This window comes from Actinomadura sp. NAK00032 (assembly GCF_013364275.1).
In the GTDB taxonomy this organism is placed as follows: Bacteria; Actinomycetota; Actinomycetes; order Streptosporangiales; family Streptosporangiaceae; genus Spirillospora.
In genome coordinates, this window is the sequence record NZ_CP054932.1 from 5,793,087 (window position 1) to 5,816,224 (window position 23,138).

The following is a 23,138-nucleotide window of genomic DNA, read 5'->3' on the forward strand; positions in this document are numbered from 1 at the left end:
GGGTGCCCTCTCAGGTCGGCGGGTCAGGAGGTCAGGGTGGCGAGGTCGGCGAGGATCTCCGACGCGATCGCCGGGTCGAGGTCGGCGAACGTCCCGGTCGGGTGCTCGGTGCTGATCCAGAACTGCTCGGGGCGGGCGGCCAGGCCGACCGTCACCAGCGTCTGGTCGGGGAACTCGTCGGGGATCCCGACGGCGATGCCGGGGTCGAGGGCCATCGTGAGGTACCGGCCGCCGGGCAGCCGCCGGGAGATCCAGCACTCGACCCCGGCGTCCTGCGGCTCGCCGCGCTGCCAGCCGCGCGACGTCAGCCCGAGGAGCTTGCCGAACGGCACCGTCCGTCCTTCGAACTCCGCCAGCCTGCCGGCCGCGCGCTGCTCGCCGGTCAGCCGGTGGACGGGCCGTCCGAGCTGCGGGAACGGCTGCAGGATCTCGTAGTCGGCGAACACCTCGGCCCAGGGCTCGACGTCGAGGTCGACGGGGTGCGCGATGCCCGCGGACGCCGAGTCGGCGAGGGTGAGGACGTCGTCGTCCACGTCGGCGAACGTGCCGTCCTCGGCGACGCGGAACGCGGTCGCCTCGCCGCCGTCCCCTTCACCGTCGAAGGCCAGCCAGACCAGGCGGCGGACGATGTGCCGGACGAGCGGGTGCCCGGCCAGCAGCTCGGTGAACTCTCCCACCGGCCAGCGGCGGCGCGCCACCATGCACGCTTCGAGGCGGCGGATCTGGTCGGCGGCGGCGGTCCGCACGTCCTTCTTGAGCGTGGAGAACGCCTTGTAGGCGGCGGGCGCGAGGTCGGGGTCGTCCTTGGCGCCGGGCTTGGGGAGGGCTTTGCGGCGCTTGCCGTCCTCGTCGGTGACGAACGGCTTGAGCTGCTCGTCGAACCCGACGGTGAAGCGGCGCGGCCCGTAGTCGAGGACCATGCCGCCGTCCGCGTCGAGCCCGAAGTCGGGGACGAGCCGGTCGGCGAGCTGCTCGGACGTCAGGCCGAGCCCCGCGGCGACCTCCTCGATCTTCTCCTGCGCCTTGCCCTTCAGCCCCTTGAACTTCACGCGCTGCGCGATGCCGTGCAGGTGCATGAGGGCGACATCGGTGCCGATGGCGGCGAGCACGTCCAGGCCGGTGACGGCCTTGGCGTGGCCGCCGCCGCCCGGCCAGGCCCGGATCAGCGGGGTCAGCTCGCGGACCGTGCCGTCGTCGCCGGTCAGGCCGAGCTGCGTGAGCGCCCAGGCGTTCTTGGACGGCGCGCCCTGCGCCTCCCAGGCGCGGAACAGCGCCCAGCCGAACCCGGCGAGCGACTCGGGATCGCACAGCTCGCGGACGGCGCCCACGCCCGCGTACTCCGCGCCGGGCTTGGACATCGCGAGCATCGTGACCACGTGCTGCGCGACGGCGGCCGGGAGGGCGTGCGCGCGGTCGCGGAGCAGGAGCTGCGGGAGCAGGCGCGCGTCGGCCCACCCGCCGACGGCCGGCGTCTTCGCGGGCAGGACGTCGAGCGGGTCGGCGGACAGCAGCGCCTCGACCGCCGCCGCGGCCCTGTCGCCGTGGACGCGGGCCGCCGCCACGACGCCCTCGGCCCCGTGCCGCTCGGCGATGAGGCGCAGCGCGGCCTCGGCGGCGCGGCGGGCGGCGCCGGCCTTGCCGAGCGCGTCCGGCAGCAGCGCGGGGACGGCCGCGAGACCGTGCCGGCCGAACCAGGCGCGCGCCGTCTTCCCGGCCTGCTTGAGCCGGGCGAGCCAGTCGGCCATCAGCCGCGCGACGTCGTCGCTCAGGTAGGGCAGCAGGATGCCGCCGCAGTGCGTGGGGTCCAGCCGCGCCAGGCGGACGGCGCCGTCGAGCACGTCCAGTTCGAACCGGGCCACGATGACGGGGCCCACCTCTTCCATCCCCCACGCCTCGGTCGGTTCCCAGCCGGCGAGCAGCGGGCGCACCAGCTCTTCGGGGGCCTCCACGAGGAACACGGTCTTCTGGTAGGCGGGCAGCTCCCCCTTGCGGAACTTCGCGGACTGGACGTGCCAGTCCATGCGCTTCGCCCAGCGCCAGCGGTGGTGCAGGTCGACGTCCCAGGCGTCGCGCTCGCCCGGCTCCCAGGCGATCGAGCGGATGCCGGGCGACGGCAGGTCCTTGATGACGACGGGCTTGGCCTTCGTCCGGGGACGGGTCCACGGCGGGGCGGTGAGCAGCGGCGGCAGCGCCTCGGGCGCCGCCTCCGGGACCCGGGCGCCGGTGTCGCGGAGTCCCTCGATCGCCGCCCGGGACTCCGCCGGCAGCTCCGGCAGGATCTCCTCCAGCAGCTCGGGGTGGGTGAGGACGTGCTGCCGCAGGACCGGTTCCACTCCCGGCCTCCCCGCCGACGCCGCCAGCAGCCGCATCGCGCGGCCGGGGAAGGAGTCGGCGGCGGCCTGCAGCGCGGGCGGGACGTGGCGGTCGCCGAGCCGGTCGACCAGGGCCTGGAACGCCCCGTCGGCGGGCAGTTCGGCGAGGACGCCCAGGATGGTGCGCTTGGCGTCGGTCCCGAGGTACTCGCCGTCCAGCGCCCCCGCCAGCAGCGGGACGGCGCCGGCGGGACCGGCGCCGTCGACGAGGGTCGCGAGGGTGCTCAGCGCGCGGTCGCGGTAGCCGAGCGGGAAGCGGTCGGCGTCGACCTGGTGCGGGTCGCCGAGCGAGCAGAACAGCATCCAGCGCAGGTCGAAGTGGACGGGCATGGCCGTGATCGCCGGGTCCGCGCACACCTCGTCCACCCAGTCCCGCCGGGTCGGCAGCAGGTAGGAGACGACGAGCCGCTGCGGGGGCGTCCGGCGGCGGGCCGCCAGCGACTCGACCGCCTCGGCGTAGACGCCGTCGTCGGCGACGGTCAGCAGCGTGCGCAGGTGCCGGGCCTCCCCCTCGCGCGCCCACCAGCCCCCGGTGTAGTCGGAGGGCTTCCAGTCGCGGACGCCCGACCACGTCCGCTCCATCCCGGCCTGGACGTAGTCGACCGTGATCGCGGGCTGCTCCGCGTAGGCGCTCGCGGCGAACGGCAGGCCGTGCTCGGCGGTCCAGGCGTCCAGGAACGGGGCCTTGCCGCCGAGTTCGACCAGCCCGCCCTCGGAGACCGCGACGTCGGCGGCCACCGCCGCGCCGAGCGGGTCGGGCGCGCCGCCCAGGTAGGCGCGGGCGTGCTCGGCCAGCGCGGGCGTCGTGCCGGGCAGGGCCAGGATCTCCTCGACGCGGCCGCGCGCGGCGTCCAGCAGCGTCCGCGCCTTGCGGAGCGCGGCGTCGTCGGTCCGCACCGCCGGGCGCGGGGGCCGGTCGCGGCGCGGATGGATCAGCCCCCGCCACGCGGCCGGCGTCTCCCAGGTGTTCTCATCGGCCGTCCCCGGCCCCGTCGTGCCCATGGCGCCACACGTTATGGGAGATCACCGACAAAGCGATCGGAAACGCGAGCGGGAGGCGAGCGGGCCGGCGGTCAGGATCCGGCGCGCATGTCCGCCTCGACGGCCTCGGCGGCCTTGCGGGCCGCGACCAGCACCGGGTCCCAGACGGGCGCGAACGGCGGCGCGTAGCCGAGGTCGAGGCCGGTCATCTCCTCGACCGTCATCCGGTTCCACAGCGCGATGGCGAGGCCGTCGATCCGCTTGGCGGCGTTCTCCCGCCCGACGATCTGCGCGCCGAGCAGCCGCCCCGACCGGCGCTCGGCGATCAGCTTGGTCTTCATCCCGGTGGCGCCCGGGTGGTAGCCGGCGCGGGTGGTGGACTCGACGGTCGCGGTCACCACCGCGAACCCGGCGGCGGCCGCCTCCCGCTCGTTCAGCCCGGTCCGCGCCACCTCCCAGTCGCAGATCTTGGACACGGCGGTGCCGAGGACGCCGGGGAAGGTGGCGTAGCCGCCGCCGAGGTTGATGCCGGCGACCCGGCCCTGCTTGTTGGCGTGCGTGCCGAGCGGGATCGCGACCGGCGCGCCGGACACCAGGTGGCGGCTCTCGACGCAGTCGCCCGCCGCCCACACCCGGTCGGCCCGGGTCCGCATCCGCCGGTCGGTGACGACGCCGCCGGTGGGACCGGTCTCGATTCCCGCCGCGCGGGCGAGCCGCGTCTCCGGCTTCACGCCGAGGCCGAGGACGACCAGGTCGGCCGGGAGCGTGCGGCTCCCGGTGCGGACGGCGGTGACGTACCCGTCCGGCCCGGTGTCGAAGCCCTCGACCGGCTCCCCCAGGTGCAGCTTCACACCGAGGCCGCGCATCGCGTCCGCGACGGTGGCGCCCATGTCGGGGTCGAGCGTCCCCATCGGCTGCTCGGCGGCGTCCACCAGGGACACCTCCAGGCCGCGCATCACCATCGCCTCGGCCATCTCCAGGCCGACGTAGCCGCCGCCGACCACGACGGCGCGGCGCGCCGCGCGCTCTTCGAGGGCCCGGACGATCGCCACCCCGTCGTCCAGGATCTGGACCCCGTGAACGCCCTTCGCGTCCACGCCCGGCAGCGGCGGCCGGACGGGCACGGCGCCCGTCGCGACCATCAGGTCGTCGAAGTGCTCCCAGCGCTCGCCGCCGCCGTCGGCGTCGCGGAGCCGGACCCGGCCGCCGCCGAGGTCGATCTCCACCGCCTCGGTGCGCATCCGCAGGTCGATGCCGCGCTCGGCGAACTCGGCCGGGGTGCGGGCGATGAGCCGGTCCAGGTCGCCGACCACGCCGCCGACGAAGTAGGGGATCCCGCACGCCGAGTAGGACGCGTGGTGCCCCCGCTCGACGGCGATGATCTCCAGTTCGTCCGGGCCGCGCCGCCGGCGGGCCTGGGACGCGGCGCTCATCCCGGCGGCGTCGCCGCCGATGACGAGCAGGCGTGCACGTGCGGCCATGCCGGTTCCTCCCAGAAGATCGCGTTCATCACCGACCATAGACGCGGCGGGCGTTGCCCGAGGCGATCAGCCCCGCGACGCGTTCGGCGTCCGCGGCCGTCCACGCGCCGTCCTCCACCCCGCCCGCGAGGAACCCGGCGAGGCCGCGCCGGAACAGCAGCGCGCCCAGGTGGTACAGCTCGGCGAGCCCGAACGCGTCCGAGGAGTACAGCACCTTCCCGAACGGCGCCAGCTCCAGCAGCTCGGCGATCAGCGCGGGCGAGCGGTGCCCGAGGTTGTGGGTCGCGAGCCCCGCGTCGACGTACACGTTCGGGAGGACCTGGGCGAGGTAGCCGGCGTGCCGGTGGAACGGGTAGTTGTGCAGCAGCATCGCGGGGACGGGGTCCATGGCGCGCAGCAGCTCGACCAGCAGCAGCGGGTCGCCGCGGCGCAGGTCGGCGTCCGCGTCGCCGTACCCGACGTGGAACTGGACGGGCAGCCCGGCGTCGACCGCGCACCAGACGAGGAACCGGTGCAGGACCTCGTCGCACACGCGCGGCGCCGCCCCGGCCGCCTCGGCCGCGCGCATCAGCCGCCCGGCCGCCTCCGCCGCCGCCGCGTCGGACGGCCGCTCCCCGGACAGCTCCAGCCCGGCCCGGTAGGCGGCGATCGACTTCGCGCCGGCGGCGCCGCCGGCGTCGATGCGCGCGTCGAGCAGGGCGCGCACCTCGTCGGGGAAGCGCGCGGCGTCCACGCCGTCCGCCGCGACCTGCTCGGCGACGCTCTCCAGCCGCACGATCTCGTGGGCGGCGGCCCCCGCGAGCCGGCCGAGCTCGGGCGGGTCGAGGATCGCCTCCGGGCTGTAGCCGGTGTCGACGTACAGCGCGTCGAGGCCGGCCGCGGCGAGGAAGCGCCGGTTGACCTCGGCGGCGCCGAGCTCGGCCCGGCGGGCGAGGTACTCGCCCGGCTCGGCGTGCGCGTCCAGGTCCAGGACGGGCGGGCACCAGCGCCGCAGCGCGAACCCCGCCTGCGTGTCGAACATGGTCACGCCCGGCGGTCCGGAGGTCGCCGCCTCGGTGAGCGACTCCTCGAACTCCGTCCGGTCGAGGTCGCGGCCGAGGACGCCGTGGCAGTGGTGGTCGACCAGCGGCAGCGACTCCAGGTACTCCAGCACGGCGCCCGCCTCCCTGAAACAAGCCGGTGTTCTCCCTACGATGCCCTTACGGGCCCTTACAGGCCGTGCCCGCCTCCTCCGCCGCCACTCCGACCGGGAGCCAGCACCGTGGAACAGACCTCCGAGACCGCGCCCGGCGACCCGCGCCCCGGCGCGTACGCGCTCGACGGGCGCGAACGGGCGCGGCTCGGCGGGCGGGCCGCCGAGGCCGCCCGCCGCCTGTCCGGGCAGGGCATCGCGGCGGTCGCGCTGACCTGGGTGGACGTCAGCGGCATCACCCGCACCAAGACCGTCCCGGTGGACCGGCTGGAGCACGCCGCCGCGTGGGGCGTCGGGATGTCGCCGGTGTTCGACGTGTTCCTGCTGGACGACTCGATCGTCTCGGGCCGCTACATCGGCGGGCCCAGCGGCGACCTGCGGCTGCATCCCGTCCTGGAGCGGCTCGTGCCGCTGGCGGCGCTGCCCGGCTGGGCGCACGCGCCCGCGCTCCGGTACGCGCAGGACGGCACCCCGCACCCGCTGGACGCGCGGACCCTGCTGCGCCGCGAGAGCGACCGGCTCGCCGCGCGGGGCTGGTCGGTGAAGGCGGCGTTCGAGATCGAATGGGCGGTGTCGAAGGGCGAGGGGGACGCGTTCGTCCCCGCCTGCAGAGGCCCGGCCTACGGCATGGCCAGGGTCACCGAGCTGGCCGGCTACCTGCGGGACGTCCTCCACGCGCTGAAGGAGACCGGCGTCACCGTCGTGCAGTTGCACCCCGAGTACGCGGCCGGGCAGTACGAGGTGTCCGTGGCCGCCGAGGACCCGCTCGGCGCGGCCGACACCGCCGTGCTCGTCCGGGAGACGGTCCGGGCGGTCTCGATGGAGCACGGCCTGGCCGCGTCGTTCTCCCCCAAGGTCGACGCCGACTCGGTCGGCAACGGCTGCCACGTCCATCTCAGCCTGTGGCGGCGGGACGGGGCGGACGGCCCCGCGAACGCGATGGCGGGCGGCTCCGGCCCGTACGGGATGACGGCCGCCGGGGAGTCGTTCGCGGCGGGCATCCTGCACCGGCTCCCGGCGCTGCTGGCGGTCGGCGCGCCGACGGTGGCGAGCTACCTGCGGCTGATCCCGTCGCACTGGGCCGGCGCGTTCGCGTGCTGGGGGCTGGAGAACCGGGAGGCGGCGCTGCGGTTCGTCACCGGCGCCGACGGCGAGCGGGCGACGGCGGCGAACCTGGAGGTCAAGTGCCTGGACGCCGCCGCGAACCCGTACCTGCTGCTGGCGGCGCTGCTCGCGGCGGGCCGGGACGGCGTCGGCGCGGAGCGGCGGCTCCCGGAACCGGTCGACACCGACCCGGCGGCCCTGCCGGAGGAGGAGCGCGCGGCCCGGGGCATCGCGCCGCTGCCGGCCTCGCTGGCCGAGGCGGTCGCGGCGTTCGAGGCGGACGGCGTGCTGCGGGACGCGCTCGGCGAGGCGGTCGCCGACACGGTCGCGACCGTGCGGCGCGGGGAGATCGACCTGCTGGCCGGCGCGACCCCGGAAGAGATCGCCGCCGCCACCCGCTGGCGCCACTGAGGAGGGTCCGGTGGCGTTAAGGACGGTCCGGCGCCGCGCCGTCGGCGCGGCCGGCGGCCACGACGGCGCCCGCGTCGAACCGCTGCACGCGCATCTGCAGCCGGCCGCACGCGCAGCGGGTGTAGGTCACCACGCCCTCGGAGGTCAGGTGCCGCGACAGCACCTCGTACACATCGGACTCGGGCCAGCCACAGCGCGGGCATTCCACGGCGCATCCCAGGGACGTCTGTAAGGGTTATATCCAAGATAACATTTACAGACGGCAGGGTGAAGCGGAGGCAGGGGTAATGGGCGTCACGGGCTACAAGAGCCACGGGGTATCGGCGGCCGCCGCGCTGGTCAACGCCGTGACCGGCACGGGCGGGGACGCCTCGGCGGACGCGCTGCGCCGCATCCTGCGCGAGAACGAGTTCTTCTGGCGCGAGTTCGAGGACGCCGACGCCGAGGACTTCCGCGCCTGGGGCCGCATCCTGCGGCCGTTCTTCGAGGCCGAGCGGCTCGAGGACGCGACGGCGCTGCTCAACCGGCTGATGCTGGAGATCCCCATGCATCCGCACCTGTCCGACCACGAGCCGCACGGCCTGCACATGCACTACGCGCCGCCGTCGTCCCGGCTCACCCACCGGTTCCGGGCGACCACGCTGATGAACCTCGCCGAGCTGATCGTCGAGCACGGGCTCGGCCGCACCGGCGTCTGCGCCGCCGACGGCTGCGACCGGGTGTACGCCGACACCTCCCGCGCGGGGCGGCGCCGGTTCTGCTCGGAGGCGTGCGCGAACCGGACGAACGTCGCCGCGTTCCGCGCCCGCCGGCGGACGTGATCTGACCCGCATTCAGGGACTTTGCCGCAATATTGCCGGGGTGCGGGAAGGACTTCCGGCATGTCGCTCCCGTTCCTGCGCCGCCGCTCCCGCGAGGGCGGCCGCGCACCCGGCACCGGCCGCGCGGGCCGCAGCTCGCCGCTGCGCGTGACGACGGAGGTGCAGTCCACGGTCTACCGGATCGCCAGGCTGACGCTCACCGCCACGCTGGCGTTCGTCCTGGCCACGGCCGTGCTCCCGGAGGGCGTCCCGCAGCCGCTGCTGTCCCCGCTGACCGCGCTGCTCGTCGTGCAGTTCTCCGTCGTCGGCACGATCCGGGCGAGCATCCTGCGGGTCGCCTCGGTCACCTCCGGGGTGCTGGTCGCGGTGATGGCCGCGAGCACGATCGGGTTCTCCTGGTGGACGCTCGGCCTGACCATCCTCACCGCGCTGGTCATCGGGCACGTCCTGCGGCTGGGCGAGCACGTGCTGGAGGCCCCGATCTCCGCGATGCTGATCTTCGCGCTGGGCACCGCGAGCGAGGCGGGCGCGGCCGAGCGGGTGCTGGAGACGCTGATCGGCGCCGCCACCGGGCTGACGGCGACGCTGCTGGTCCCCTCGGTGCGGGTGCGGCCGGCGGAGGAGGCCGTCGAGGACATCTCCGGGCGGCTGCGCGGGCTGATCGAGGAGATCGCCGAGGGGCTGCGCGGCGACCGGACCGCGGGCGAGGCCGCCCGCTGGCAGGAGGACGCCGAGCGGCTCGCCCGCGAGATCGGCCGGACCGACCGGGACCTCGGCGCCGCCGAGGAGAGCGTCCGGCTCAACCCGCGGGCGCGGCGGCTCGTGGACGCCGGCGTCGCGCTGCGCAACGCGATGGAGACCATGGAGCACTGCATGCTGTCGCTGCGCGGGCTGACCCGGTCGCTGGCCGACGACGAGCGGTTCGGCGAGCGGGGCCGGCTGCTGACCGACCCGCTGCTGCGCCGCGAGCTCGGCGACGCCCTCGCCGGGATCGCCGCGAGCATCGCCGCCTACGGCCGCCTCGCCCGCTCCGACCTCGCCCGGGACGCCCGCCCGTTCCACGCCGAGCACGACCTGGAGGTGCGGGTGGACGTGGCCCGCGAGCGCCGCGCCCGGCTCCGCCGGGAGCTGCACGGGCGGGCCGCGGCCGGGGACCTGTGGCCGCTGTACGGGGAGGTCTCCATGGACGTCGACCGCCTCATCGAGAACCTGCGCGTCGAGCACCGGGCCCGCGCCCGCGAGCACTGGCGGCGGCACCGCGGCGCGGCCCGGCACCTGCCCGCCCGGCCGGTGCAGGTCGTCCAGCAGGCCGGGCACCAGCTGCGCCGGGCCGCCGGGTCCGCCGTCCAGGCCGCCGAGCGCACCGCCCGCCCTCCCGGCGACAAGCGCTCACACGGCGACGGGCACTGACACGGCGACGGGCAACGACGCGGAAAGGCCCGCCCCTCGCTCGGGGGCGGGCCTTCGCGTGCGGCCGGGTCAGTGGAAGGTCGGCTCCAGGACGTCGACGCCGCGCGTGTTGTCGGCGACGTAGACGTACTTGCCGTGCCAGTAGGGCTGCCAGGACGCGGCGTCCGCCGGCCGGTAGTAGGCGATCTGCCGCGGGTTCGTCGGGTCGCGGACGTCCAGGAACCGCGTGCCCTGCGAGTAGAACGACTGCACGATCACGCCGTCGCGGACGTCGAAGTAGTGGGCGGAGCAGTCCGTGCTGGTGGGGTCGCTGCCCTCCTTGCCCGCCACGCCCCACGTCCCGACGGTGTGCAGGCGGAACTTCTCCTCCGGCGTGGACCGCCAGCCCTCACCGCCGTAGGAGCCCTCCAGCGACGCGATGACGAGCAGCCCGTCGTTGGCGCAGCCGTCGTTGAACGTCTCCTCGGTGACGTACAGCAGCTTGCCGTTGCCCCACCTGCGCGGGTCGGCGGCCTGGTTCCGCGTGCGGCCGACCGCCCGGTAGCTGTTGTGCATGAAGGTGGAGTTGGTGGTGGCCTCGTCCAGGCCGCCGCCCGCGTACGGGACGGGGTCGACGGCCGTGGCCCTCCGCCACTTCTTCGCCACCGGGTCGTAGTGGCGGCCGGTCGTGTAGTAGCCGCGCACGCCGCCGCGCCCGGACGCCCACGCGACCCCGTTGGAGTCGACCTGGATGTCGTGGGTGTAGTCGGTCTTGCCGTCGTTGCGGCCGGTGTCGATCGGGTCCTTGTGGACCTTCGGCTTGGCCGGGTTCCGGACGTCGGTCACCCAGACCGGGCGGCCGCCCCAGTCGGCGGGCATCCAGTCGGCCTTGGCGGGGCCGCCCGTCCACAGGTACCTGCAGTCGTTCACGCACGTCGTGGTGTGCCCGGCGGGGACCTTGACGTAGGTGATCTGCCGCAGGCTCTCCGGCTTGGACGCGTCCACGACGTAGATGCCCGACTCGCCCGTCCGGGTGTTGCCGCCGAACGCGCGCGGGTCCCGGGACAGATAGATGATCTTGCGCTTGGGGTCGAAGTCGGTGTCCTCGGTCTCCCACATGCCGGGCATGTTCAGCTGCCCGACCAGCTTGGGGACCTTGGGGTCGGCGGTGATGTCGTAGGCCTTCAGCCCGAAGTCGCCGGTCGCGTACATGATCGTGCGCTTGTGCCGGCCGTGGCCGTAGTCCATGAACATCAGGGAGATGGCGCCCTTGGCGTCGGACACGCCGCCGACGCGCCGCACGCCCTTGACCGCCTCGGACTTCTCGGTCGCCGCGGCGTCCGCCCGGTGGAAGTGCCCGGCGTGGCCGCCGGCCCCCTCCGCCTGGGCGGTCTTCCCCGCGGCCTGCGCGGTCTGGTTCTCGGGCTCGGGCGGGCAGGCCCAGGCGCTGCCGGCCAGCAGCGCGACGGACGCGGCGACCGCCACGCCGCCCTGGATCAGGCGCCCGGCGGGCTTGGTCGTACGGGGGAGCATCGCGCCTCCACGGAAGAGGATCATCGCAAGCGCCAGTGTGACCGCGGCCACGTGCTTGATCAACAGGTGGCCGGTCACGAAATGGACTCAGGACCGTAAGGACTGGTGGGACCTGTCCCGCTGCTCTACGCTCGCGGCGTCGGCCGCCTCCGGCTCCCAGGAGAGGCATGAAGAGTTCCACGCGTACCGCGGCCCTGGTCACCGGGGCGGTGGTGGTGCTGCTGGCGCCCGTCGCGGCCTGGCGGGCGTGGAGCGAGCCCGCCGACCCGCGGATCTCGGTGGGCGCCGCCGCCCCGGCGACGCTGCTGCCCGGCGACGTCCGCGACCCGTCCGGGCGCATGATCGCGAACGCGGTGTGGACGGGGCTCGTCTCCTACGACCCCGGGACCGGCGCGCCCGCGAACGCCGCCGCCGCGTCGGTCACCAGCCCGGACCGGCGGGTCTGGACGGTCCGGCTGCGGCCCGGCGCGACGTTCCAGGACGGCTCGCCCGTCACGTCCCGCTCGTTCACCGGCGCCTGGACGGCCGCCCTGCGCGAAGGCTGGACGGGAGCGCGCCTGTTCACCGACGTCGCGCACGTCAAGGGCGCCCGGCGAGGAGCGCAGAGCGTGGCCGGGCTCAAGGTGAAGGACGATCTGACCTTCGAGGTGGCGCTCGACCGCCCGCTGAGCGGGTTCCCCGCCCTGCTCGGCGACCCGGCGTTCTTCCCGCTGCCGGACAGCGTCCTGAAGTCGCGGGACTGGGCGTCCTACGGGCGGAGACCGGTCGGGAACGGCCCGTTCAAGGTGGCGTCGCGGAGCGCGCGGGAGATCGTTCTGCAACCCCGGTCGGGCAGGGGCCGCTCAGTGGCCGTGAAGGCGATGCCGGACGCCAAGGCGCAGTACAGCGCGACGGCGACCGGCGACCTGGACGTCGCCACGCGGGTCCCGCCCGACCGGCACGAGTCGATGGAGGCCGACTTCGGGAACCGGCACCGCGCCGTCCCCGGCCGGGACGTGACGTACCTGGCGTTCCCGGCGTGGGCGGAGCGGCTCGCGTCCCCGACCGTCCGGTCGGCGCTGTCGATGGCGATCGACCGGTCCGCGGTGACCGAGGGCGCGCTCGGGCACCAGTACTCCCCCGCCGACTCCCTGATGGCGCCGGGCATCCGCCCCGGCCGCCGCGAGGGGCAGTGCCGGCTGTGCGTGCACGACGCGAAGGCGGCCGTCGCCGCGCTGTCCGACGCGGGCGGGCTGTCCGGGCCGCTGAACCTCTGGTACGAGGCGGGCCGCGGCGACGACGCCTGGGTCAAGGCGGTCGCCGACCAGCTCCGCAAGGAACTCAAGCTCGACGCGCGTCCGCACCCGGTCACCGGCCTGCGCGAGGCCGTGGCCGACCGCGAGGTGGACGGCCCGTTCGTCTCCCGCACCACGGCCGCCTACCCCGCGCCCGTCGCCGCGCTCACCCCGCTGCTGGACGCCGGGACCGGGTTCGACGACGCCTACACGACCCGCCTCGTCGCCGACGCCGTGAAGGCCGCCACCCCCGAAGACGGCGTGATCCCCGCGCGCCTGGCGGAGAGCGCGATGCTGCGGGACATGCCCGCGATGCCGCTGTGGTCCGCCCACGATCACCTGGTCTGGTCGGAGCGGGTGCGCGGCGTGACCGCCGGCGCCTTCACCGGCCTGCGCCTCGACCGCCTGGCGCTCAAGAGGTAGAGGGCGGGAAGCGCCCCGGCCAGGCCCAGGGCCGCCGCGGTGAGGAGCATCCCGCCCAGCCCCGCCAGGCCGTAGGGGACGCCGAGGACGGCGATGCCCACCGCGATTCCCAGTTGCTTGGCGGTGTTCGTGATCCCGGCGGCGATCCCCGCGCGTTCGGCGGGGGCCGCCTCCAGGGCGACCTGGCTGGACACGAGGTTGCCGATCGCCGCGAGGCCGCCGACGGCGAACCCCGGCACCATCGCGGGCCACGAGCCCGTCCGGTACGTCGCGGCGAGCAGCAGCGTCGACAGCACGGTCAGCAGCGGGCCGGCCGCCACGAGCGCGGCGGACGGGACGCGGTGCGCGACCCGCGAGAGGAGCAGCGGCGCCGCCAGCGCCGGCGCGCTGTAGGTGAGGAACCAGAGGCCCGCCTGCGCCGGCGGGGTGCCCATCGGGCCCTGCACGTAGAGCGAGAAGTAGGCCAGCGACCCGGCGCCGGCCGCGTGCGAGAACAGGGCGGCGGACGCGTTCGCCGCGTACAGGCCGTCCCGCAGCAGCGACAGGTCGATCATGGGCTCGGGGACGCGGCGCCTCCCGAGCACGGCGAGCGCGGCGGCGCCCGCGACTGCCGGGAGCAGGGCACCGGGCGCGTCCCAGCCCAGCCGGGGGATCTCGATGAGCGCCCACAGCAGCCCGCCGAGCCCCGCCGTCAGCAGCAGGGCGGCGGCCGGGTCGAGCGGGCGGGGGCGCGGGTCCCGCGACTCGGGCACCGCCAGGGCGGCCACGGCGAGCGCGGCGGCGCCGACCGGCACGTTGAGGAAGAAGATCGCCCGCCAGCCGAGCAGCCCGGTGAGCGCGCCGCCGACCAGCGGGCCGGTCGCGATGGCGGCGCCCGCCGCGGCGGCGTACACCCCGAGTGCCCGGTTGCGGCCCCGTCCCGCCGGATACGCCGCCGCCAGCAGCGGCGACGCCGTCCCGTAGAGGACGGCCGCGCCGCACCCCTGCACGGCGCGGAACGCGTCCAGGACGGGCGCCGACGGCGCGAGCCCGCAGGCCAGCGACGCGCCGGTGAAGGCGGCGAGCCCGCCGAGCAGCAGGCGGCGGCGGCCGAGCCGGTCGGCCAGCGCGCCCGCCGTCAGCAGCAGCCCGGCGAGGGCGAGCGCGTAGGCGTCGACGGCCCACTGCACCTCCGCCAGGCCCGCGCCCAGGTCGCGGCGCATGTCGGGGAGCGCGATGTTCACCCCGACCAGGTCGAGGACGAGCAGGTACCCGGCGGCCGAGGCGACCGCGAGGGTCCAGGCCGGACGGCGGTGAGGGGGCTGGCGAGGGGGCATGGGGCCGGCCTTCCGTAAATATACGGTGTAGATATACGACGTATATTAACCGCTAGACTGCCGGTCATGAAGACCCCGGCGCAGCGCGGTCGCGGCACCCGCGGACTCACCCGCGAGGAGGTGCTGGACGCGACCCTCGACCTCGCCGAGGAGCGCGGCCTCGACGCGGTGAGCATGCGCGGCGTCGCCGACCGGCTCGGCGTCACGCCGATGGCGCTCTACCGGTACGTCGGCGACAAGCAGGGCCTGCTGGACGGCCTGGTCGAGCGCCTCATCCGGGAACTGCCGGACGACGACCCGGCGCTGCCCTGGCAGGACCGGCTCCGCGCGTTCGGCACCGGGGTGCGGGAGGTCGCGCGGCGCCATCCGGCGGTGTTCCTGCTGCTGTTCACGCGGCCGACCGTGACCGGGGAGGCCCGGCGGGCGCGCGACGCGGTGCAGGCGATGCTGCGCAGCGCCGGGGTGCCGGAGGACGTCGTCCCGCCGCTGCAGCGGCTGCTGGACACGATCGGGCTGGGGCTCGCGGCGTCGGAGGCCAACGGCCGGTTCACCGGCACCGCGCAGGACGTCGACCGGGTCTTCGACCTCGCGGAGGACCTGCTCGTCGCCGCCGTCGAGCGCTACGCGCGGCCGTGATCTCCGTCTCCGCCCGGGTACCGGCTTTCGGAGTCGCCGCCGAGATCCTTATGCTTCCAGCATGCAGCAGGAGGACGAACCCGGCCGGGTGACCCTGGCCCAAGTGGCGGATCAGGCCGGAGTCTCCATTTCGACAGTTTCGAAAGTGCTCAACGGCCGCGAGGACGTCGCCCGCAAGACCCGCCTCCGGGTGGAGCGCCTGCTGGAGCACCACGGCTACCGGCGGGGCTCCCGGTCGGGCCCCGACGCGCCGCTCATCGAGATCGTCCTCCACGAGATCGAGAGCCTGTGGACCATGGAGCTCATCCGCGGGGTGGAGAGCGTCGCCAAGGCCAACGGCGCGAGCCTGGTGCTGACCGAGAGCGGCACCCGGCACTCCCCCGGCCCCGAGTGGATCAGCGGGGTGCTGCGCCGCCGGCCGCTCGGCGTCGTGCTGCTGTTCTCCAGCATGCCGCCGGAGTACAAGAAGCGGCTGCGCTCGCGCTCGATCCCGTTCGTCATCATCGACCCCGCCGGGGACCCCGAGCCCGACGTCCCGTCGGTCGGCTCGGCCAACTGGTCCGGCGGGCTCGCGGCGACCCGGCACCTCATCGACCAGGGCCACCGCCGCATCGCGATCATCACCGGACCGGCGGACATGCTCTGCTCGGTCGCGCGGCTGGACGGCTTCCGCTCCGCGATGAGCATGGCCGGGCTGGACGTCGAGCCGTCGTACGTCTCCTACGGCGACTTCCATGTGGACGGCGGCTTCGAGCGGGCGATGGAGCTGCTCGGCCGCCCCGACCGGCCGACCGCGATCTTCGCCGGCAGCGACCTGCAGGCGCTCGGCGTGCTCGAGGCCGCCCGGGTGCACGGGCTGCGCGTCCCGGACGACCTGTCGGTGGTCGGCTACGACGACGTCGCGGTGGCGCCCTGGGCGAGCCCCGCGCTCACGACCGTCCACCAGCCGCTGCGGCAGATGGCGGAGTCCGCCGCGCAGATCATCCTCGGCATCCGCAACGGGGAGCCGGTCGCGACGCGGCTGGAGCTGTCGACCAGCCTGGTCGTCCGCAAGAGCACCGCGGCCCCGCCTCCCGAGCGGGGCTGACGGCGGAGCCCCTCCGAAAAGTGTCAGAATCCTGAAAGAAATTTTCGGGCACCTATTTCTTTTTCCGTCTCAATCAATACTTTGACGCGGGAATTTATCGTCGAAATATTTCGCGCGGCGGCGAACGGGCGGTTGGAGTTTGTAGACCGGTCTGTCTAGTCTCTGGGGCATGGCACCGCGTGGAGAGACGAGAGAGCGGGTCCTGCGGACGGCCGCGGACCTGTTCCAGCGGCAGGGGTACCACGGCACCGGGGTGAACCAGGTGCTCGCGGAGAGCGGCGCCCCGAAGGGCTCGCTGTACTTCCACTTCCCGGAGGGCAAGGAGCAGCTCGCGGCCGAGTCGGTGGCGCTCTCCGGCCGGACGGTCGGCGAGGCGCTCGCGGCGGCCGTGCTCGCCGCGCCGGACGGGCGGGCCGGCCTCGCGGCCATCGGCGAGCACTTCGCCCGGAGCCTCCTCGACTCCGACTTCGGCAAGGGCTGCCCCATCGCGACCGTGGCCCTGGAGACGGCCGCCGCGAGCGAGGCCCTCCGCGCCGCCTGCGACGCCGCCTACGAGGAGTGGCTGGAGGGCCTCCGCGCCGCGCTGCGCGGCTGGGGGGTGCCCGGGGAGCGGGTCGCGCCGCTGGCCGCGCTGGTCCTGTCGTCCCTGCAAGGCGCGATCATGCTCGCCCGCGTCCAGCGGGACGTTTCCGTCATCCACCAGGTCACCCGCCAGCTCGCCGACCAGCTGTGAGGAGCACCATGCGCGTCCACCACCTCGACTGCGCCCCCATGCGGGAGATCGAGCCCGCCGACGGGCCGGAGAGCCCGCTGCGGGCGGCGCGGGCCGCCGGCCACGTCCTGCTGGTCGAGACCGACTCGTCCGGGCTGCTCCTCGTGGACGCCGGGATCGGCCTCGGCGACATCGAGCGCCCGTCCGAGCGGCTGCTCGACGACTGGGTGGAGATGGCCGGGCCGACGCTGGACCCGGCGGCGACGGCCGTCCGGCAGGTGGCGGCGCTCGGCTACTCCCCCGCCGACGTCCGGCACATCGTCCCGACGCACCTGCACCGCGACCACGCGGGCGGACTGAGCGACTTCCCGGACGCGGCCGTGCACGTCTTCGAGGCGGAGCGGGCGGACGGCGGCAAAACCCCCGCGCAGCTCGCCCACGGCCCGAAATGGGTGGCCTACGCGGACGGCGAGGGCGACACCTGGCACGGGTTCGGCGGCGTCCGGGCCCTGGACGGCGTCGCGGCGGAGATCCTGCTCGTCTCGATCGGCGGGCACACGCCGGGGCACGCGGGCGTCGCGGTGCGGGACGGCGACCGCTGGCTCCTGCACGCCGGGGACGCGTACATGTACCACGGCGAGGTCGACCGCCCCGAGCCGGTGACGCATCCGCTGATGGAGCTCGTCCAGGCGGGCGGCGAGGTGGACCGGGGGCTGCGGCTCGCCAACGTCGCGCGGCTGCGGGAGCTGGCGCGCGGCGGCGAGGTCGAGGTCTTCTGCGCCCACGACCCCTGGGAGCTGGCCCGCTACCGCTGAGACAGCCGGTGGGCGAGGGCGGTGTGGCGGCGGCCCGCGCCCGCGGTGCGGACGGCGGCGGCGAGGGCGCGGCGCGAGCCGACCAGGACGACCAGCCTCTTCGCGCGGGTGATGCCCGTGTAGAGCAGGTTGCGGCGCAGCATCATCCACGCGCCCGTGGTGAGCGGGACGACGACCGCCGGGTACTCGCTCCCCTGCGAGCGGTGGATCGTGATCGCGTAGGCGTGGGCGAGCTCGTCCAGCTCGTCGAAGGCGTAGCCGATGCTCTCGTCCTCGTCGGTGAGGACGGTGAGCGACTGCTCCTCCAGGTCGACCTTCGTGACGACGCCGACCGTGCCGTTGAAGACGCCCGCCTCGCCCTTGTCGTAGTTGTTGCGGAGCTGGGTGACCTTGTCGCCGACGCGGAAGACGCGGCCGCCGTAGCGGCGTTCGGGGCGGGAGTCGTCGTGCGGGGTCAGCGCCTCCTGCAAGAGCGTGTTCAGGGAGCCCGCCCCGGCGGTGCCCCGGTGCATGGGCGCGAGGACCTGGACGTCGCGGCGCGGGTCGAGCCCGAACTTGCGCGGGATGCGGTTGGCGACGACGTCCACGGTCAGCGCGGCGGCCTCGTCCTGCTCCTCGCACGGGAACAGGAAGAAGTCGGCGTAGCCGCGCGTGTGCGGGTGGTCGCCGGCGTTGACGCGGTGCGCGTTGACGACGATGCCGGACTCCTGCGCCTGCCGGAAGATCTTCGTGAGCCGGACGCGCGGGATCGCCTCGGCGCCGAGCAGGTCGGCGAGGACCTCGCCCGCGCCGACGGACGGAAGCTGGTCGACGTCCCCGACGAGCAGCAGGTGCGCGCCGCGCGGGATCGCCTTCACCAGCTTGTTCGCGAGGATCAGGTCGACCATGGAGCTCTCGTCCACCACGACGAGGTCGGCGTCGAGCGGGTTGTCCTGGTCGTACTTCGGGTCGCCGCCCGGCTGGAGCTGGAGCAGCCGGTGGACGGTCGCGGCCTCGTGCCCGGTCAGCTCGGCGAGCCGCTTGGCGGCGCGCCCGGTCGGCGCCACCAGGACGATCTTCGCCTTCTTCGCGGCGGCCAGTTCCACGACCGAGCGGACGGTGAAGCTCTTGCCGCAGCCGGGCCCGCCGGTCAGCACCGACACCTTGGACGTCAGCGCGAGCTTGACCGCCTCCTCCTGCTCGTCGGCGAGCGCCTGGCCGGTGCGCTTGCGCAGCCACGGGAGGGCCTTGTCCCAGTCGACGTCGGCGAACGCCTTGAGCCGGTCGGTGGGGGCGTCGAGCAGGTCGAGAAGGCCGCGGGCGAGCGAGCGCTCGGCGCGGTGGAACGGCACGAGGTAGACGGCGGGGATGGTGGCGGCGTCCTCGCCGTCCCCCGGGATCGGCTCGCGGACGACGCCCTCGTCGCGGGCCAGCTCGTCCAGCGCCGGGACGATCAGCTCCTTCGGCACGCCGAGGATCTTCTCCGCCGCGGTGACGAGGTTCGGCTCGGGCAGGAAGCAGTGCCCGTCGTCGGCGCCCTCCGACAGCGTGTACTGGAGGCCGGCCTTGATCCGCTCGGGGCTGTCGTGCGGGATTCCGACGGCCTGCGCGATCGTGTCGGCCGTCTTGAACCCGATGCCCCACACGTCGGAGGCGAGCTGGTACGGCCGCTTGCGCACGGTGTCGATCGACTCGTCGCCGTACTGCTTGTAGATGCGGACGGCGAGGGACGTGGAGACGCCGACGCCCTGGAGGAAGACCATCACCTCCTTGATGGCCTTCTGCTCCTCCCACGCGTCCGCGATGCGCTTGGTGCGCTTCGGGCCGAGGCCCTGCACCTCGACGAGCCGCTTCGGCTCCTCCTCGATGACCCGCAGGATGTCGGTGCCGAAGTGCCCGACCATCCGGTCGGCCATCACCGGCCCGATCCCCTTGATCATCCCGGAGCCGAGGTAGCGGCGGATGCCCTGGATCGTCGCCGGCAGCACGGTGGTGTACGAGTCGACCTCGAACTGCTTGCCGTACTTCGGGTGCGAGCGCCACCGGCCGGTCAGCCGCAGGCTCTCCCCCACCTGCGCGCCGAGCAGCGCGCCGACCACGGTGAGCAGGTCGCTGCCGCTCTTGGCGGTCGCGACGCGCGCGACGGTGTACCCGGTGTCCTCGTTGGCGTAGGTGATCCGTTCCAAGACCGCGTCAAGCTCCGCCGGGCGCGGCGCGGCGCCGGGGTCGGGAGTGGGGGAGGTCGGCACGATCTCCATGATGGACGATCCGGCCGGCGGGATGGCCGGATCCGGCAGGCGCACTGGATCTCCGCATGATCGGGACGTACGGTCCGGGCGCACCCGTACCGCACTTTCCGCAGGCGTACTGGGAGGTAACGCTGGTGTTCCGCTCCCGAACCCAGGCACTGGCGGCGCTGAGCGCCCCCGCCCTCGCACTCACCATGGCCGCCGTCCCCGCCGCGGCCTCGTCCCCCGCCCCGACCGGCCCGATCGCGGGCTTCACCGACGCGCACGCGAAGTGGCAGCGGCAGTACGAGCGGCTGTTCGGCGCCGTGCCGTCCGCGGCGGTCGCCCGAGACCTGGACGCCGAACTGGCGCGCGAACCGGGGCTGACCACGACGACCGGCGACTGGCACCGCGTCCAGCGCATCGTCCGGCATTTCCGGTCGTACGGGCTCGAACCCGAGATCCGGACGTACTACGCGTACCTGTCCATGCCCCAGCGCGTGAAGATCGACATGACCGCTCCCCGGCACCGGACGCTGCCGGTCAAGGAGAAGAAGCGGCCCTGGCAGCAGCACTACGACCAGGTCATCCCGGGGCACAACGGCTTCTCGCCGTCCGGGGACGTCCGCGGCGAGGTCGTGTACGCCAACTACGGGCGGCCGGAGGACTTCGCGCTGCTCGCGGAGAACGGCGTCTCGGTCAAGGGCAAGATCGTCCTCGTCCGGTACGGGGCGGTGTTCCGCGGGATCAAGCCGCGCGAGGCCGCCAAGCGCGGCGCCAAGGGCGTGCTCATCTACTCCGACCCCGCCGACGACGGCTACGCGAAGGGCGCGGTGTACCCGGACGGGCCGTGGCGCGCCCCGGACGGCATCCAGCGCGGCAGCATCGCGCAGATCCAGCTCGCCGCCGGCGACCCGCAGACGCCCGGCTGGGCCGCGGTGAAGGGCGCGCGCCGCATCCCGCCGTCGCGGGCGCCGATGCTGAAGGGCCTCATCCCGACCGCACCGATCTCCTACGGCGCCGCCGAGCCGCTGCTGCGCGCGCTCAAGGGCGAGCGGGCCCCGAAGGACTGGCAGGGCGGCCTGCCGTTCCCCTACCGGCTCGGGCCGGGCGGCACGAAGGTCCACCTCGATCTGCGGAACAGGTTCCAGGTGCGCCCGCTGTGGGACGTCACCGTGCGCATCCCCGGCAGCGAGCACCCCGAGCAGGAGGTCATCCTCGGCGCGCACCACGACGCGTGGACCTACGGCAGCAGCGACAACCTGTCCGCCACGGAGAACGTGCTCCAGGTGGGGCGCGCTCTGGGCAAGCTCCTCAAGAAGGGCTGGCGGCCCAAGCGCACCGTCGTCCTGGCCACCTGGGACGGTGAGGAGTACGGGCTCTTCGGCTCCACCGAGTACGCCGAGCAGCGCGCGCAGCAGCTCCGCAACGCCGTCGCCTACGTGAACATGGACGGGGCGGCGGGCTCGCACTTCGGCGCGTCGGCGACACCGGCGCTGGACAAGTCGGTCATCGACGCGTCCAAGGCGGTGTCCTGGCCCGGCACGGGCGGGACGCTGTACGAGGCGTGGAAGGCGCAGAACGACGGGAAGACGCCGATCGACCGCATCGGCGGCGGCTCGGACTTCCAGGCGTTCTTCCAGCGCTACGGCGTGCCCGCGATGGACGTCGGCGCCGCCTCGCCCGGCAGCGCCGGGAACTACCACTGCGCGTGCGACGACCACTATTGGATGGCGCACTTCGGCGACCCCACCTGGGAGTACCACGCGGCGATGTCGCGGCTGGCCGGCATCGCGACGCTGCGGCTCGCGAACGCCGACGTCGTTCCGATGGGCTACCGCCCGTACGCAGCGGAGACGGCGCAGTACCTGGAGGCGTTCACCGCCGAGCAGCGCAGGCGGCTCGGGTCCGTCGCCGTGGACGTCTCCCGCGACATCGCGCAGGCCAAGGCGTGGCAACGCGCCGCCGAGGCGCTGCAAGCGCGCGCGGGCGAGGCGCTCCGCGCGGGCGACACCGCCGCGTTCCGCCGCCTCAACGCCAAGATCATGCAGACCGAGCGGGACCTGCTGACGGCGGCGGGGCTCCCGGGGCGCCCCTGGTACCGGCACCAGATCTACGCGCCGGGCATCGACACCGGATACGCCACGCAGCGGCTCCCCGCGCTCAACGACGCCCTGTTCGTCGACCGCGACGTCCGCACCGCCAGGGCGTACGAGGCGCGGCTGTACGCGAGCCTGCGCGCCGCCACCCGCACCCTCACGCCCTGAACCGGCCGGGGGTCGCGCCGGCCGCCACCTCCAGCACGCCCGTCTCGGTGACCAGCGCGGTCACGAGGCGGGCGGGGGTGACGTCGAACGCGGGGTTGAACGCGTCCACGCCCTCGGGTGCGGTGCGGGCCCCGCCCCAGGCCAGCACCTCGTCGGCCGGACGCTCCTCGATCGGGACGCCGGTGCCGTCCGGGAGCGCCAGGTCGACGGTGCTCCACGGGGCGGCGACGACGAGCGGGATCCCGGCCGCCCGGCAGGCGAGCGCCACGCCCACCGAGCCGATCTTGTTGGCGGTGTCACCGTTGGCGGCGATCCGGTCGGCGCCGATGACGGCGACGTCGACCAGGCCGCGCAGGATCGTGCTCGGCGCGGCCCCGTCCACCTGGACGACGCACGGGACGCCGGCCTGGTCGAGCTCCCACGCGGTCAGCCGCGCGCCCTGCAGTAGCGGGCGGGTCTCGTCGGCGTAGACGATCTCGACGCGGCCGCGCTCGTGCAGGTCCCGGACGACGCCGAGCGCCGTCCCCCACCCGGCGGTGGCGAGCGCGCCCGCGTTGCAGTGCGTGAGGACGCGCAGGGGCCGGTCGCCCACCCGGCGCAGGATCCAGTCGGCGCCGAACGCGCCGATCGCGCGGTTGCCGCGCACGTCCTCGTCCAGGAGCGCCTGGGCCTCGGCCGCCACCGCGTCGGCGCCCTCGGCGACGAACGGCAGGACGCGGTCGACCCCCGCCGCGAGGTTGACCGCCGTCGGCCGGGCCTCGCGGACCTCCGCGATCGCGGCGTCGCGGGCCGCGTCGCCCCATCCCTCGCGGGCCGCCTGGCGGACGGCGATCGCGACGCCGAACGCGCCCGCGACGCCCAGCGCGGGCGCGCCGCGCACGACCAGCCGGCGGATCGCGTCCACGAGCGTCCCGACGTCGCGGGCCAGGACGTACTCGACCCGTCCGGGCAGCACGGTCTGATCCAGGAGGCGGAGCCCGTCGCCCGTCCACTCCAGGGTGCGCACGTCGTTCGTCATACCGCCCATAATGCCCATAAAATCCCGCGAACCCCGACGCCACCGGGCTTTCCACCCTCCGCGACTCCGCTTCGTGACCTGCGATAACTTGACACGGGT

The 23,138-nt window shown here is 74.7% G+C and carries 17 protein-coding genes; 9 read left to right on the forward strand and 8 right to left on the reverse strand.

Annotated elements, in window-relative coordinates; genetic code table 11:
* Positions 1 to 23: 23 nt before the first annotated feature.
* The 3 genes from HUT06_RS27020 to HUT06_RS27030 form a co-directional block, all read right to left on the reverse strand.
* The gene (locus HUT06_RS27020; protein WP_176198276.1) at positions 24 to 3,374 is read right to left on the reverse strand and encodes a DUF4132 domain-containing protein; all 3,351 of its coding nucleotides are present in this window, start codon (positions 3,372 to 3,374) and stop codon (positions 24 to 26) included.
* A 71-nt stretch (positions 3,375 to 3,445) separates the two neighbouring features.
* Positions 3,446 to 4,834, reverse strand: coding sequence for an FAD-dependent oxidoreductase (locus HUT06_RS27025; RefSeq protein WP_176198277.1), 1,389 nt, complete (start codon positions 4,832 to 4,834; stop codon positions 3,446 to 3,448).
* A 28-nt stretch (positions 4,835 to 4,862) separates the two neighbouring features.
* Complete coding sequence (locus tag HUT06_RS27030; protein ID WP_176198278.1) at positions 4,863 to 5,987, reverse strand: amidohydrolase family protein; 1,125 nt, start codon at positions 5,985 to 5,987, stop codon at positions 4,863 to 4,865.
* A 108-nt stretch (positions 5,988 to 6,095) separates the two neighbouring features.
* Between HUT06_RS27030 and HUT06_RS27035 the strand changes: the two genes are divergently transcribed.
* Entirely contained in the window at positions 6,096 to 7,541 is a 1,446-nt protein-coding gene (locus HUT06_RS27035) for a glutamine synthetase family protein (RefSeq protein WP_254715402.1), read from the forward strand.
* A gap of 16 nt (positions 7,542 to 7,557) precedes the next feature.
* On the opposite strand, the gene HUT06_RS27040 is transcribed toward HUT06_RS27035, so the two are convergent.
* Positions 7,558 to 7,704 (reverse strand): hypothetical protein, encoded by a 147-nt coding sequence (locus HUT06_RS27040; RefSeq protein ID WP_176198279.1) that lies wholly within the window; start codon positions 7,702 to 7,704, stop codon positions 7,558 to 7,560.
* Between the two features lie 124 nt (positions 7,705 to 7,828).
* Here HUT06_RS27040 and HUT06_RS27045 point away from each other — a divergent pair, with 124 nt between their 5' ends.
* Together HUT06_RS27045 and HUT06_RS27050 are read left to right on the forward strand one after the other, a co-directional pair.
* Positions 7,829 to 8,362 carry a CGNR zinc finger domain-containing protein gene (locus HUT06_RS27045; protein ID WP_176198280.1) on the forward strand — a complete coding sequence of 178 codons (534 nt, stop codon included), beginning with the start codon at positions 7,829 to 7,831 and terminating at the stop codon, positions 8,360 to 8,362.
* Positions 8,363 to 8,422: 60 nt separating this feature from the next.
* Positions 8,423 to 9,772: an aromatic acid exporter family protein gene (locus HUT06_RS27050; protein ID WP_176198281.1), complete on the forward strand. Its 1,350-nt coding sequence runs from the start codon at positions 8,423 to 8,425 to the stop codon at positions 9,770 to 9,772.
* Positions 9,773 to 9,841: 69 nt separating this feature from the next.
* Here the strand turns inward: HUT06_RS27050 and HUT06_RS27055 are convergent, their stop codons facing one another.
* The gene (locus HUT06_RS27055) at positions 9,842 to 11,284 is read right to left on the reverse strand and encodes an LVIVD repeat-containing protein (protein WP_176198282.1); all 1,443 of its coding nucleotides are present in this window, start codon (positions 11,282 to 11,284) and stop codon (positions 9,842 to 9,844) included.
* Positions 11,285 to 11,451: 167 nt separating this feature from the next.
* On the opposite strand from HUT06_RS27055, the gene HUT06_RS27060 reads away from it, so the two are divergent.
* A complete protein-coding gene (locus HUT06_RS27060; protein ID WP_176198283.1) occupies positions 11,452 to 12,981 on the forward strand; it encodes an ABC transporter substrate-binding protein in 1,530 nt (509 codons plus the stop codon).
* Here the strand turns inward: HUT06_RS27060 and HUT06_RS27065 are convergent.
* Positions 12,894 to 14,297, reverse strand: coding sequence for an MFS transporter (locus HUT06_RS27065; protein WP_176198284.1), 1,404 nt, complete (start codon positions 14,295 to 14,297; stop codon positions 12,894 to 12,896). The genes HUT06_RS27060 and HUT06_RS27065 overlap by 88 nt on opposite strands.
* A 66-nt stretch (positions 14,298 to 14,363) precedes the next feature.
* On the opposite strand from HUT06_RS27065, the gene HUT06_RS27070 reads away from it, so the two are divergent.
* The 4 genes from HUT06_RS27070 to HUT06_RS27085 all read left to right on the forward strand — a co-directional run bounded on the left by HUT06_RS27070 (position 14,364) and on the right by HUT06_RS27085 (position 17,547).
* A complete protein-coding gene (locus tag HUT06_RS27070) occupies positions 14,364 to 14,933 on the forward strand; it encodes a TetR/AcrR family transcriptional regulator (protein WP_176198285.1) in 570 nt (189 codons plus the stop codon).
* 61 nt (positions 14,934 to 14,994) lie between these two features.
* On the forward strand, positions 14,995 to 16,020 hold the full coding sequence (locus tag HUT06_RS27075; protein ID WP_176198286.1) for a LacI family DNA-binding transcriptional regulator: 1,026 nt from the start codon (positions 14,995 to 14,997) through the stop codon (positions 16,018 to 16,020).
* Between the two features lie 169 nt (positions 16,021 to 16,189).
* Positions 16,190 to 16,753, forward strand: coding sequence for a TetR/AcrR family transcriptional regulator (locus HUT06_RS27080; RefSeq protein ID WP_176198287.1), 564 nt, complete (start codon positions 16,190 to 16,192; stop codon positions 16,751 to 16,753).
* Between the two features lie 8 nt (positions 16,754 to 16,761).
* Entirely contained in the window at positions 16,762 to 17,547 is a 786-nt protein-coding gene (locus HUT06_RS27085) for an MBL fold metallo-hydrolase (RefSeq protein ID WP_176198288.1), read from the forward strand.
* Here HUT06_RS27085 and HUT06_RS27090 read toward each other — a convergent pair.
* Entirely contained in the window at positions 17,538 to 19,784 is a 2,247-nt protein-coding gene (locus tag HUT06_RS27090; RefSeq protein ID WP_176201645.1) for an ATP-dependent RecD-like DNA helicase, read from the reverse strand. The two genes, HUT06_RS27085 and HUT06_RS27090, sit on opposite strands and share 10 nt — an antisense overlap.
* A gap of 56 nt (positions 19,785 to 19,840) precedes the next feature.
* On the opposite strand from HUT06_RS27090, the gene HUT06_RS27095 reads away from it, so the two are divergent.
* Positions 19,841 to 22,021 (forward strand): M28 family peptidase, encoded by a 2,181-nt coding sequence (locus tag HUT06_RS27095; protein WP_176198289.1) that lies wholly within the window; start codon positions 19,841 to 19,843, stop codon positions 22,019 to 22,021.
* On the opposite strand, the gene mtnA is transcribed toward HUT06_RS27095, so the two are convergent.
* Positions 22,011 to 23,039 (reverse strand): S-methyl-5-thioribose-1-phosphate isomerase, encoded by a 1,029-nt coding sequence (mtnA, locus tag HUT06_RS27100; protein ID WP_176198290.1) that lies wholly within the window; start codon positions 23,037 to 23,039, stop codon positions 22,011 to 22,013. The genes HUT06_RS27095 and mtnA overlap by 11 nt on opposite strands.
* Positions 23,040 to 23,138 lie beyond the last annotated feature (99 nt).